The organism is Janthinobacterium aquaticum (genome assembly GCF_009208565.1).
Lineage (GTDB): Bacteria > Pseudomonadota > Gammaproteobacteria > Burkholderiales > Burkholderiaceae_D > Janthinobacterium.
Genome location: NZ_WFLK01000004.1, coordinates 237,526 through 250,001 on the forward strand (window position 1 = coordinate 237,526; position 12,476 = coordinate 250,001).

Annotated in this window: 10 protein-coding genes; 1 reads left to right on the forward strand and 9 read right to left on the reverse strand. The window is 65.0% G+C overall.

Translation table 11 applies throughout. The features are described from left to right. Positions 1-91: 91 nt before the first annotated feature. From GCM43_RS08835 to GCM43_RS08875, 9 genes are all read right to left on the reverse strand, one after another. Entirely contained in the window at positions 92-3,214 is a 3,123-nt protein-coding gene (locus GCM43_RS08835; RefSeq protein WP_152243292.1) for an efflux RND transporter permease subunit, read from the reverse strand. Between the two features lie 9 nt (positions 3,215-3,223). After that, on the reverse strand, positions 3,224-4,369 hold the full coding sequence (locus tag GCM43_RS08840; protein ID WP_152243294.1) for an efflux RND transporter periplasmic adaptor subunit: 1,146 nt from the start codon (positions 4,367-4,369) through the stop codon (positions 3,224-3,226). Continuing rightward, the gene (locus GCM43_RS08845; protein ID WP_152243296.1) at positions 4,366-5,766 is read right to left on the reverse strand and encodes an efflux transporter outer membrane subunit; all 1,401 of its coding nucleotides are present in this window, start codon (positions 5,764-5,766) and stop codon (positions 4,366-4,368) included. Before GCM43_RS08845 ends, GCM43_RS08840 begins: the two co-directional genes overlap by 4 nt. Next, on the reverse strand, positions 5,763-6,473 hold the full coding sequence (locus GCM43_RS08850; protein WP_152243298.1) for a CerR family C-terminal domain-containing protein: 711 nt from the start codon (positions 6,471-6,473) through the stop codon (positions 5,763-5,765). Before GCM43_RS08850 ends, GCM43_RS08845 begins: the two co-directional genes overlap by 4 nt. A gap of 389 nt (positions 6,474-6,862) precedes the next feature. Beyond that, complete coding sequence (locus tag GCM43_RS08855) at positions 6,863-8,212, reverse strand: hybrid sensor histidine kinase/response regulator (protein ID WP_152243300.1); 1,350 nt, start codon at positions 8,210-8,212, stop codon at positions 6,863-6,865. A 157-nt stretch (positions 8,213-8,369) separates the two neighbouring features. Continuing rightward, positions 8,370-9,104, reverse strand: coding sequence for a 2OG-Fe dioxygenase family protein (locus GCM43_RS08860; protein WP_152243302.1), 735 nt, complete (start codon positions 9,102-9,104; stop codon positions 8,370-8,372). A 129-nt stretch (positions 9,105-9,233) separates the two neighbouring features. Further along, the gene (locus GCM43_RS08865; RefSeq protein WP_152243304.1) at positions 9,234-9,692 is read right to left on the reverse strand and encodes a MarR family winged helix-turn-helix transcriptional regulator; all 459 of its coding nucleotides are present in this window, start codon (positions 9,690-9,692) and stop codon (positions 9,234-9,236) included. Positions 9,693-9,753: 61 nt separating this feature from the next. Then, positions 9,754-10,569 (reverse strand): sugar phosphate isomerase/epimerase, encoded by an 816-nt coding sequence (locus GCM43_RS08870; protein ID WP_152243306.1) that lies wholly within the window; start codon positions 10,567-10,569, stop codon positions 9,754-9,756. Then, entirely contained in the window at positions 10,569-11,408 is an 840-nt protein-coding gene (locus tag GCM43_RS08875; protein WP_152243308.1) for a phytanoyl-CoA dioxygenase family protein, read from the reverse strand. Before GCM43_RS08875 ends, GCM43_RS08870 begins: the two co-directional genes overlap by 1 nt. A 108-nt stretch (positions 11,409-11,516) precedes the next feature. Between GCM43_RS08875 and GCM43_RS08880 the strand changes: the two genes are divergently transcribed. Beyond that, a complete protein-coding gene (locus tag GCM43_RS08880; protein ID WP_226929405.1) occupies positions 11,517-12,476 on the forward strand; it encodes a LysR family transcriptional regulator in 960 nt (319 codons plus the stop codon).

Sequence of the window (12,476 nt, forward strand, 5' to 3'; positions counted from 1 at the left end):
GTATGCCAGATAGACAAAAGCGGTGTAGCGCGGCCACACCGCCGCAACACCGCTTTCTTGTCCCATGCAGTACTTTTGTCACAAAGTCCGCTCAGGGCTTATCGAGCACCACCTTGTCCTGCCGCGCCAGCGCTGGCGCCTTGTGCCGGCGCACGCGTGCCAGGCCACGCTTGAGCAGGTGCTCCAGGTCGTCGATATAGGTAAACACGGCTGGCACTACCAGCAAGCTCAGCAGCGTCGAAGTGATCAGGCCACCGATCACCGTGATCGCCATCGGCGAACGGAAGCTCGGGTCGGCGCCCCAGCCCAGCGCCAGCGGCATCATGCCGGCGCCCATCGCGATGGTGGTCATCAAAATCGGCCGGCTGCGCTTGTGGCAGGCGTCGACCAGCGCATCGAAACGGTCCATGCCGGCCTGGCGCGCCAGGATCGCATAGTCGACCAGCAGGATCGAGTTCTTGGTCACGATCCCCATCAGCATGATCAGGCCGATCATCGACGGCATCGACAAGGCGCTGCCGGTAATAAGCAGCGCCACGAAAGCGCCGCCGATCGACAGCGGCAGCGCGGCCAGGATGGTTACCGGCTGCATGAAGTCCTTGAACAGCAGCACCAGCACGCAGTAGATACACAGCACGCCGATCAGCATGGCCAGGCCGAAGCTGGCAAACAGCGAAGCCATTTCCTGGGCGTCGCCCAGTTCGGCGATTTTCACCGAGGGCGGCAGGTTTTTCATTGACGGCAGCGCACGCGCTTCGACATTGAGTTCCCCGAGCGTGCGCGAACCGAGTTCCACGTCGAGCGTGACGTTGCGGCTGCGGTTCAGGCGGTCGATCTGCGCCGGACCGCTTTCCATGCTGACGGAAGCGACCGTAGCCAGGCGCACCGGCCCGTTCTTGCCGGGTACCGTCAGCCGCTCGATGGCGGCCAGGTCGGCGCGCACGCTGTTGGGCAGCTTGACGCGGATCGGCACCTGGCGCTCGGGCAGGTTCATCTTGGTCAGGTCGGTGTCGTAGTCGCCGGCGGTGGCTACGCGCACCGTCTCGCCGATGGAGGCGGCCGTCACGCCCAGGTCAGCTGCGCGTGCAAAGTCGGGCCGCACGATGATTTCCGGGCGCACCAGCGAGGCGCTGGAATTGACGTTGCCGATGCCATGCAGGCCGCGCAGTTCGCGCTCGACCTTTTGCGCCGCGCTCAATAGCGCCACCGGGTCTTCCGAGCGCAGCACCAGCTGCATCTTGACGCCGGTGTCGGGCGGGCCGACGGTAAAGCGTGCGCCGGGAATATTGTCGAGCTTCTGGCGCAGCTGCGATTCCAGGCCCGCCATCGATTCCTTACGCTCGGTGCGGTGCACGGTGGTCAGCGTCAGCACGGCGCGGCGCGCTTCGGCCGAGGCGCCCGGCGCAAAGGCGTCGCCGCTCGAACCGCCGCCGATCGAACTGAAGACGCCCTTGATGCCGGGCACCTGCATGGCTGCGGCGCGCGCCTGCGCGGCCACTGCCTCGGTTTCGGCCAGGGTCGAGCCGGGCGGCAGTTCCAGGTTGATCTGCGTCTGCGCGCGGTCGGCGGCCGGCACAAAGCCGGTCGGCAGCAGCGGCACGAGCATGATCGAGCAGACAAAAAACGCCAGCGAAGCCAGCGCCGTAATGCCGCGGTGGTTCAGGCACCAGCGCATCACCTTCAGGTAGCGCGTCATCAGCCAGCCGTCCTGTTCCTCCTTGTGCGGCAGCGCCTTGAGGATATAGGCGGCCATCATCGGCGTGAGCAGACGCGCCACCACCAGCGAGGCCAGCACGGCCAGCACGGCAGTCCAGCCGAACTGCTTGAAGAACAGGCCAGGGATGCCGCTCATGAAGGCCGTTGGCAGGAACACGGCCACCAGCGCAAAGGTGGTGGCAATGACGGCCATGCCGATTTCATCGGCCGCTTCCATGGCCGCCTCCATCGGCGTCTTGCCCATGCGCAGATGGCGCGAGATATTTTCAATTTCCACGATGGCGTCGTCGACCAGCACGCCCACCACCAGCGCCAGCGACAGCAGCGTGACGGTATTGAGCGTATAGCCGAACCAGTAGATGCCGAGAAAAGCCGGCATCACCGACAGCGGCAGGGCGGCGGCAGCGACCAGCGTGGCGCGCCAGTCGCGCAGGAACCACCACACCACCAGTACGGCCAGCACCGCGCCCTCATAGAGCAGTTCCATCGAGCCGTCGAAGTTTTCCTCGACCGGCTGCGCATTGTCGATCGACTGCGTGATCACCACGCTGGGGTTTTCCTGCTGCAGCGCGGCCACGGCTTCGCGCGCGCCATTGGCGACCGCCACTTCACTGGCGCCCTTGGTGCGGAAAACCTCGAAGGCGACGACCTGCTTGCCATCCTGCTCGGCCACGGCGCGCGGCTCGGCGATGGTGTCGCGCACGTTCGCCACCTGGTCGAGGCGGATATGGCGCCCGTCCGGCAGCGGGATATCGACCCTGGCCAGTTCCTCGGCCGACTTGACGGTGGCAATCGTGCGCACCGACTGTTCGGCGCCGCTGACGTCGCCACGTCCGCCCGGCGCTTCGCGCTGCACCAGGCGCAGCTGGCGCGACACGTCCAGTGCCGACACCTTCAGCGCGGCCATGCGTGCTTCGTCGAGTTCAACCTGGATCTCGCGGTACACGCCGCCCAGGCGCGTGACGGCGCCCACGCCGGGCACCGTCAGCAGGCGCTTGGCAACGGTATTGTCGACATACCAGGACAGGTCGGGCGCATCGAGCGGATTGTCGACGCCGGCCTTGGGCGAGGCGATAAAAGTCAGTATCACCCGGCCAGCCGTCGAGGCCTTGGTGACGGTGGGGTCGCGCAGCTCGGCCGGCATATCGGCCTTGACGCGCGCCACAGCATCGCGCACATCGTTGACCGCTTCGGCAATCTGCTTTTCCAGGACAAATTCAACGGTGACGGTAGCGACGCCGTCAAGCACCTTGGTGTAGATGTTTTTCACGCCTTGCAAGGTGGCGACCGAGTCTTCGATCTTGCGCGCCACCTCGGTTTCCAGCTGCGCTGGTGCGGCGCCCGGCAGCGAAGCGCTGACGGTCACGATCGGCAGTTCGATATCGGGGAAATCCTGGATCGGATTGGCCTTGAAGGCGATCAGCCCGGCCAGCGTCAGCAGGGCAAACAGCATGATGGCCGGGATCGGATTCTTGATCGACAGGGAGGAGAAGTTCATGCGCCCGCCTTATTTTTTGACTGCTGCTGGTGCTGCAGGGGTGGCCACATTGCGCACTAGGTCGCCGTCGTTCAGAAAGCCCGCGCCGCTGACCACGATGGTAGTGTCGGCCGTGAGGCCCTTGAGCACCTCGATGCGCTCGGCCAGGCGCCGGCCCGGTTCGATCTTGAGCTGGCTCACGCGCTGGTCGGCATTGAGGCGAAACACATAGCTGAAGCCATCGCGCACGGCAATCGCCTGTTGCGGCACGGTCAGGGCGTTCGAGCTGCCCATCTCGAATTCGCCGCTGGCGTACATGCCGGCCTTGAACGGCGCGCTGGCGCTGCTGGTCGGCAGGTCGACATACACCAGCGCATTGCGCGTCTGCGGGTCGACCGTTGGCGCAATCATGCGCACCTTGCCAGTCAAGACGCTGCCATTGGCGGCCTTGACCTGCGCGGCCATGCCCGGCTTGATATTGACCAGTTCAGTCGCTGTTACTTCGGCGCGCCATTCCAGGCGGCTCTGGCGGATCAGCCGGAACAGTTCGGTGCCGGCACCGACCACCGAGCCGACGGTGGCCGAGCGCGAGGAAATGACGCCGCTGTCGGGCGCCGTCACCTGCGTGTATTTGAGGCGCAGTTGCTGGGTGGACAGCTGCGCCTTGGCCAGTGCGATGCGCGCATTGGCGGTCTGCTCGGCCGTCAGGTACTGGCTGATCTGCTGGGCGCTGATGGCGCCACTTGTTTGCAGCGAACGCGCGCGCTGGGCGTTGGCGGCCGCTTCGGCGGCATTGGCTTCGGCTTCCAGCACGCTCGCTCTGGCCTGCGCTACATCGGCGTTGACCGTGTCGTTCGAGAATACGGCCAGCACCTGCCCCGCGCGCACCACATCGCCCACGTTGACTTTCACATCGGTCAGGCGCAGGCCGTTCGATTCGCTGCCGATTACCGCCTCCTGCCAGGCGGCCACGTTGCCGTTGGCCGACAGCTTGATCGGCAGGCTGGCCGTCTGCGGCTTGGCGGCGGTGACGGAGAGGGCCGGCTTTTGCACGGCTGGCTTGTCTTTGTCGCTCGCTGCCGTCGAGGCAGGGGAGTACAGGGCAATGCCGGCGAGGCTGCAAACGCAGGCGATGGCAATGGCCAGTGTCATGGGCTTGAGTGCGATATTTTTCATGGGTTGTCCGTCGAGGCAAGAGTTGTCGTGTTCCAGCCACCGCCGGCAGCGCGGTACAGCGCGACCCAGGCGGCGTTGCGCTCGCGCGCCAGGCTGACCACGGTATTTTCAGCGGCCAGGCGCGTGCGGCGCGCGTCTTCCAGTTCCAGCAGGCTGGCCAGGCCGTTCTTGTAGCGGTCTTCCGTTGCAACGAAAGCGACGCGGTAGCCTTCGAGCGATGTTTGCGCATGGCTGCTGCGCTCTTCGGTGCTTTGCAGGCTGAGCAGCGCATCTTCCACCTCACGTACGGCCTGGCGCACGCTGGCGCGGTAGCTGACCACCGCTTCGTCATAGCGCGCCTTCGCGGCGTCGACCTGGGCGCGGCGGCGGCCGCCGTCAAACACCGGCAGGCTGACGGCCAGCGGGCCGATGCTCCAGGTGCTGGCCGAAATGCTGCTGCCGCCGGCGCGGATATTGCCGGCGCCGATCGAGCCGGCCAGCGACAGGCGCGGGTAACGCTGCGCCTGTGCACCGGCCACTTCGAAGCTGGCGGCAGCTACCTCGCGCTCGGCGCTGAAAATATCGGGCCGCTGGCTGAGGAGCTGGGCCGGCAGCGCAGCCACCGTCGCCGGCGACAACGGCACTTCGGCGCTGGCGGCCAGCTTGCTGCGCAGCTGCGGTTCCGGCATGGCGCTCAGCGCCACCAGCGCCTTGACGTTGCTGTCGCACGCTGCCCGTTGTTCGATGGCGCGGCTGGCGCCGTCGGCGGCGCTGGCGCGCGCCAGCGCGGCATTGGCGGGCGGCTGGAAGCCGGCGTCGGCGCTCAGCTGGGTCAGGCGCGCCGTATCGCTGCGCGAGGCGGCGTCCTGTTCGGCCACGGCCTGCAACTGGCGGCAGGCGCGCAGCTGGTAATACTGGTTGGCCACTTCGGCCGCGACCGATACGCGTGCATCGTGCCAGCCGGCCTGCGCGCTGTCATAGCGCGCCTGGGCGGCGTCACGCGTGGCGCGGTTGGCGCCGAACACGTCGATTTCCCACGACGCCTGCAGCGCTGCCTGCGAGGTGGTGCCACCAGGCTGCGCCGACTGCTGGCTGGTGCGCACCACGCTGCCGGTGGCGTCAAGCGTGGGCGCCAGCGCCGCGCCGCTGGCAACGCGGTCGGCGCGCGACTGCACGATGCGGGTGCGCGCGGTGGCAATGGTCGGGCTGGCCTCCTGGGCGTCGGCAATCAGCTCGACCAGCAGCGCGTCGCCCTGCTGCTGCCACCAGTGGCGCAGTTCCTGCACATTGCCCTGGTGCGGCAGCGGCGCCTGCCATTGCAGCGGCGTTGCCGCAGCCACGCCGGGCGGCGGGCCCTGCACGGTGCAGCCGGCCAGCGCCAGCATGCCGGCGGCCAGGGCGTAGGGAGACTTCCTCATGCTTGTCCTTTTGCGGTATCGATGGTTGGAGGGGAAGCGAGGCGCGCGCGTTCGACCTGCGTCATCGCCATGGCATAATCGGTCATGCGTTCGAGCCAGTCGTGGGCAGCCTGCGGCGTTGCCAGCAGTTGCGGGCGCAGCGTGCGCACTACATCGGCGCCCACCATATGCTGCAGGGCCAGCGAGGCGATCGAGAACGCCAGCCTGTGCATGTCGTCGCTGTCGGCAGTGGTGCCCAGGTGGCGCGCCAGCACGCGGGTCAGCGCTTCGTGTTCGGGACGGATATTGGTTTCGATCTCGCGTTGCCACAGGCCGGTCGGCTCCAGCATTTCACGGCACCACAGGCGCATGCTGTCGCAGGCCAGATCGCCCTGCTGCATCGGTGCCAGCAGCTGCGTGTAGAAGCCGGCCAGGCTCTGGCGCAGCGTGAAGTGCGGCTGGTCGTACTGCGCGATATTGATTTGCGGATCGATGGACTGCGTGGCAAAGGCGGCGCGGTACAGGCCGGCCTTGTCGCCAAAGTAGTAGCTGATAGCGGCGACATTGGTGCCGGCCGCCTGCGCCAGCTCACGCGTCGAGGTACGTGCATAGCCCTGTTCGGCAAACAGCCGGATGGCGCTATGGAGCAGCCGCTCGCGCGACTGTTCGCCATCGGAGCGCGGCTTGCGGGCGTCTTCAGTGGGGTGCGGTAGTGTTTTCTCAATCATGCCATGATTAAAACACATAAATCAAACGCGCGATATAACTGAAGCGTTTGTTTTACTTAAATTTTCTGCGGCGTGATCGGACAATTCCCGCACATGCCAACAATGTTGTCGGATTACGGCCCGAAGGGCCTAATCCGACCTACGCCTTGCCGGTGCCTGGTAGGTCGGATTAGCCGCGCAGCGGCGTAATCCGACAAGACCCGCTGAGCCGAGGCAAAAAAAAGCCCGCGAACCTTGCGGCGCGGGCTAAATCCAAATGTTCGGAGAACGACTTGGAGGAGACAGTTCCACTATAGCGCTAAAAATGGTGCAGTGCAATACCGTAGAATTACGGTGACAGAGTAGTCATATTGCCGGATTTATATTGCACTGCACTGTCTCCTCCCGGGTCAGGCTCCAGGCATGCTCAGGGTAAAGGTGCTGCCGGCGCCGTAGTCGCTTTGCAGCGACAGCTTGCCGCCGATAGCGTGTGCCAGGTTCTGGCACAGGTACAGCCCCAGGCCTGCGCCTTCGACATGGCGGGTCGAGGTGGAGTCGAGTTGCGAGAAGGCCTGGAACAGCTTGGCCTGGTCTTCCTGGCGGATGCCGGCGCCGCTGTCGGTCACGCTGATTTCGGTAACTGGCGCACCGTTGGCGTCGCACTGCTGCAGTGCAATGCGCACGCTGCCGGTGTCGGTAAATTTGATGGCGTTGTTAAGCAGGTTGATCAAAATCTGCGTCAGCGCGCGCCGGTCGGTGTTGATCACGACCGGCCGGTCGCCGATCTCCACATCCAGCGTCAGGCCTTTCTGCTGCGCCAGCGGACGCAGCGTCTCGGCCACTTCGCCCAGCAGGTCATGGCAGGCCACCGCTTCGATCGACAGCGTCAGCTTGCCCGCTTCGATCTTGGCCACGTCGAGAATATCGTTAATCAGCGACAGCAGGTGGCGCGCGCTGGCGCGGATGGTGGTCAGCTGCTTGTCCTGGTCGGGCGTCAGCGGACCTGGCAGTTTCATCAGCAGGGCGCCGGTAAAGCCGATAATCGCATTCAATGGGGTGCGCAGCTCGTGCGACATATTGGCGATAAAGTCCGACTTCATGCGGCTCGCTTCGGCCAGTTCCAGGTTTTTCAGGGCGATCTCGCGGTTGGTCGTTTCCAGTTCGGCCGCGTGATGCGCCAGGCGCATATTGAGTTCGATTACCTGGCGCTCACGCGCCTGCAGTTCGCCATTGACCTGCACCGCCTGTTCGTAGGTCGAGATCAGGAGGTCGAGGATCTGCTGGCGTTCGGCGTTGATGAAGTGCTTCTGGTCGCCCAGGTACAGCGCAATGCCGATTTCCACGTTCTGGTTCTTGCGCAGCTTCTGGTTCATCAGCATATGGCTGATGCGGTTGAGCAGATAGTCTTCCGCATAGGGCTTGCGGATGAAATTGTCGGCGCCGCATTCGATACCGCGGATAATGTCCTTGGGATCGTTGAGCGAGGTGACCAGGATCACCGGAATGTCGCGCAAGGTCGGGTCGGACTTGATGGCGCGGCACAGCTCATAGCCATTCATTTCCGGCATGACGATATCGGACAGCACCAGGTGCGGCTTGTGGATGCGAATCGCCTCGAGCGCCAGCTGGCCGTTGCCGGCCACGCGCGCATTGTAGTGCAGCGACTGGATCAGGCGGCGCAGGCGCTCGGCTTGCGTCGGGCTGTCTTCGACGATCAGGATCTCGATTTCGTCAGGCTTGATTTGATTGATGGAGTCCACAGACCTCTCCTAAGATTGCACGGTATTGGATGTTGGGCGCAAGGGGACGCGCAAGATCGGCATCCTTGAGACTATATCGGATTTAGTCCTGCAAAAGTAACTTGTGGGTAACTTTTTTGGCAGGCGGCGACGCGCCCCTGCCGGTTCGCGAAGCCGCTCAGTTTTCGCCCTGGAAGGCCTTGGCGCGGTAGGTCAGCACCAGCGTGTCGCGGTGGCCGTGCGGGCCGATAGGCTGGATCGGCGTCGACTCGTGAATCACGGCTGCATCGTCGAGCAGCAGCAGCGACCATGGCTCGGTCAGCGTAAAACGCTTGCCGTTGGGGCCATCGGCTTCAAAAATGCGTGTTTCACCGCCCTTGATCTGGTGGCGCCCGACCAGCAGCACGGCCACGAAGTCGACGCCGTCGCGGTGCGCGCCCTCGGGCGTGGGGCGGCCGATGCCGTCGGTGGTGTCGATGCGGAACTGGTGCGCTTCAATGAACCAGGGCTGCTGGCCTTTGACGGCGGAGCAGGCGTCGCCCAGCGCGGTAATCAGTTGCTGCCAGGCCGCTTGCGCGACCACCTGTGCGCTGACCGGTTCGAACAGGCGGTGCATGCCGCCATGCAGGGCGTTGTATTCGACCGGTTGCCAGTGCGCACGGTGTGCGCTCTGGGCCAGCTGTGCGCCGTCCTGCACGAAGCAGGAGTGGCGGCGGCGCCGATAGCGCCCGCCGTCTTTCAGATAATTGTCGGGCGCCAGTGTGTCCCAGCTCGATACCAGTGCTTGCAGCGCCTCGAGCGGGCAGCCGGCCAGCGCAGCGACGTCCTGCGGGCGCAGCACGGCATAGCCGTCTTCGCGCAACGCTTCGGTCACGCGGGACGGATCGGTAAAGATGGGGGCAGAGATGCTCATGGTGGTGCCGGCGCGGCGGCCGCTGTCAGTTGGTCCAGGCAGGCATTCTAAGCCCTGGCCGGCATTTGTGCGGGAGCAGCCCGCAGTTTGCGCCGCGATTGCGGATTTTCTTGATCTGCCGCGCAGCTGTCAGGCGCTTTTCATCAAACTGTCGCGTAGCGCATCGAGCTGCTGCTTCATGCCGACGATCTGATCGAGGCTGCACTGGCTGGCGTTGAGGATCGATTGCGGCAGCTCCGCTGCCTGCTGGCGCAGCTGGTCGCCTTCGGGCGTGAGCGTAATGATGACCTGGCGCTCGTCGCTGGCGGCGCGCGCGCGCGTCAGCAGGCCGGCCGTTTCCATGCGCTTGAGCAGCGGCGTCAGCGTGGCCGAATCGAGAAACAGCCGTTCGCCCACCTCCGACACGGTCAGCCCGTCGCGCTCCCACAGCACCATCATCACCAGGTACTGGGAGTAGGTCAGACCGAGTTTGCGCAGCAGCTTGCGATACAGCTTGTTCATCGCCAGCGAGGTCGAATACAGCGCAAAGCACAGCTGGTTATCGAGACGCAGCGCCTGTTGCGGGTCGGTGGGCAGTGAGGTAGTCATGACCACAGTATATATAGTGCGCTATTTTGTTGCAAGCGAACTGCTGCTGGTGCCGCTGCTCCTACTTGTAGCGTGCGCGCAGCAGCGCCAGCATGGCCACGTTCTGCTGCCAGGCGTCGGCCACCGGCTGCTGGGTATAGGGCAGCGTCTGGGTGTAGGGCGCCGGGCCGAATTCGGGCGTGAAGGTCAGCACTTCGGCACCGGCCGCGCGGCGCAGCGCCACCACTTGGTCCCACCAGGCCAGGTGCTGTTCTAGCGCCATCTGCGATTCGGGTGCGCGGAAGTCCGCTACCTGCGGGCCTTGTGCATGGCCGACGCGCGCATGGATATGGCGTACCAACGGCAGCACCTGCGCCAGCGTGTGCGGCTGGTCTTCCAGCAGCGACTCGCAGGCGCAGCACCAGTGCGACAGGTCGGCCGTCAGCGGCAGTTGCGGGAACTGCGCGAGATACGGCAGCAGCAGCATCGGGTGGCCGCTGAAGCGGCTGCGGTGGATTTCATGCACGATGGGCACGCCATGGCGCGCCGAGATGGCGGCGGCCAGCGCGATCAGTTCGCTGTTTTGCGCCTGCGTGTAATAGTCCTTGCCGGTATGCGTGTTGACCAGCAGCGGGCGCGCCTGGCAGGCGTTGTCCAGCAGTTCGGCCAGCGCGCTGCGGTGCGCGGAAAAATCGCTGTGGAATACGGTTTCCCATTGCGCGGCGATCAGTTTCAGGCCGGCGCGTTCGATGCGGTGCGTCCAGTTATCGCGCGCGCCAGCGTCCAGCGGCAGCGACATCTCGATGCCGTCAAAACCGGCGGCCACCACCTGTTCGATAAAGACCTCGGGCGCCAGGTGGTTGCTGCCCCAGTGCGGGGCGAAAATCTCGATGCGCATCAGACAAAGCCCCGTACTGGCAGCGATGGGTCGCGCTGTATCCAGTTGTGCGCCGCGTATTCGGTGCGGCCATCGGTGGCGTGCAGCGTGTAGGCGTGGCGCGAGACGGGCGAGCGGTTCGGCGCGCTGTAGTGCGGCAGCAGGCCGTGGAAGCACACCAGTGCGCCGGCTTTCACTTCCAGCGGCACGGCGGTACTGTTGTCGGGCCAGGGCATGTCGGACAGTTTTTCCACGCGCACCTGGTCGCCGTTGCGGATAAAGCGCTCGCGCAGCGGGCCGCGATGGCCACCCGGCTCGGCCCACAGGCAGCCGTTTTCCAGCGTTGCGTCTTCCAGCGCAAACCAGAAGGTGGTCACGCTGATGGGAGTGGTTTCAAAATAGGTGGCGTCCTGGTGCCAGCGTACTTCGCCGCCGATGCCGGGCTGCTTGAAGATATACATCGACTGCCATACCTGCGCATCAAGCAGGCCCAGGTCGCGCGCGACTTCGGCCAGTTTGGCGTCGCTGGAAAACTGGCGGAAGACCGGGTCGAGATCGTGCATGGCGTGGCCGATCTTGTTGATCGACAGCGACTTGGCCTGTTTCAGCTGGCCGTCGGCGCCAAACGCTTCTTCCTCGAAAAAGCAGCGGATGGTGTTGTCGGAGGCGAGAAAATAATCGTTGGTGTTTTTGGCCTGGTCGCGCGTGGTAAAGATCGACTGGCTGACGCTGGGATCGAATTGGTTGACAATCTCCTCGGCGCGCGTGCGCAGGGCGGCAATCTCGGCGGCGCTCTTGAAGTCGGGCAGAATGATGTAGCCGTCGCGTTGATATTGTTCTTGTTGTGCAGTGGTCAGCATGGCAACGGCTCCGTCTATGATAAGAAGCCGTTATTGTAGGCGGCAGCGGCGAGCCAAACAATCGGCTGGCGGTTGACAGATTGTCGTCAAAAAACAGACAATCTTGATATGGATCAATTGCGTGCAATGGAAGTATTTGTCGAGGTGGCGCAGCAGCGCAGCTTCACGGCGGCCGGTCAGCGCCTGGGCATGACGCGCGCCATGGTCAGCAAGATGGTCATGCAGCTGGAGGAAAAGCTGGGGGCGCGCCTGCTGCACCGCTCGACGCGCGAGGTGAGCCTGACCGACGCCGGCCGTGCCTATCTGGCGCCGTGCATGACGGCGGTCAGCCAGGCGCAGGAGGCGGCGCGGCTGGTGGCCCATGCGGCGCAAACCGGGGCCGCGCTGGCCGGGCCGCTGCGCATCCAGGCGCCATCGAGCTTTGGCAGCGCCTGGCTGGCCGATGCGGTGGCGCGTTTTTGCCTGCTGCACCGCCAGGTGCAGGCCGAACTGCTGGTCGATGATGCGCTGCTCGACCCGATACGCCACGGTTTCGACCTGACCATCCGCGTTGGCGGCATTCCCGACAGCAGCGCGCTGGCCATGCGGCCGCTGGCGCCGTGCCGCGCGGTGCTGTGCGCCAGTCCGGCCTATCTGGCGCAGTGGGGCGCGCCGCAAGCGCCGACAGACCTGCTGCAGCATCACTGCCTGCATTTCAGCCACCTGACGAACGGCACCAACTGGCATTTTGAACGGGGGCAGGGCGCGCAGCGCGAAGAAGTGAGTGTGCGCGTACAGGCGGGATTTACCGCCAATAATGGCCTGGTGCTGCAACAGGCCGCGCAGCAGGGGCTGGGGATTGTCTACAGCACCACTTTTCTGGCCTGGCGCGCGCTGCTCGAGGGCAGTCTGGTGCCGGTGCTGGCCGACTGGTCGCTGCCGCTCAATTACCTGAGCGCGCTGTATCCGGCCAGCCGCCAGCCGTCACCGAAGGTGCGCGCGCTGATCGATTTCCTGGTGGCCGAATACCAGCCGGTCCCGAGCTGGGACCGTGAGCTGGCAGCGGCCGGCCTGCTGGCCGTGATCTGA

Bases quoted from the DNA above. Each gene is read 5' to 3' on its own strand.
- GCM43_RS08835 (WP_152243292.1), bottom strand. From the start codon at position 3,214: ATGAACTTCTCCTCCCTGTCGATCAAGAATCCGATCCCGGCCATCATG.
- GCM43_RS08865 (WP_152243304.1), bottom strand. From the start codon at position 9,692: ATGACTACCTCACTGCCCACCGACCCGCAACAGGCGCTGCGTCTCGAT.
- GCM43_RS08850 (WP_152243298.1), bottom strand. From the start codon at position 6,473: ATGATTGAGAAAACACTACCGCACCCCACTGAAGACGCCCGCAAGCCG.
- GCM43_RS08860 (WP_152243302.1), bottom strand. From the start codon at position 9,104: ATGAGCATCTCTGCCCCCATCTTTACCGATCCGTCCCGCGTGACCGAA.
- GCM43_RS08875 (WP_152243308.1), bottom strand. From the start codon at position 11,408: ATGCTGACCACTGCACAACAAGAACAATATCAACGCGACGGCTACATC.
- GCM43_RS08840 (WP_152243294.1), bottom strand. From the start codon at position 4,369: ATGAAAAATATCGCACTCAAGCCCATGACACTGGCCATTGCCATCGCC.
- GCM43_RS08845 (WP_152243296.1), bottom strand. From the start codon at position 5,766: ATGAGGAAGTCTCCCTACGCCCTGGCCGCCGGCATGCTGGCGCTGGCC.
- GCM43_RS08870 (WP_152243306.1), bottom strand. From the start codon at position 10,569: ATGCGCATCGAGATTTTCGCCCCGCACTGGGGCAGCAACCACCTGGCG.
- GCM43_RS08880 (WP_226929405.1), top strand. From the start codon at position 11,517: ATGGATCAATTGCGTGCAATGGAAGTATTTGTCGAGGTGGCGCAGCAG.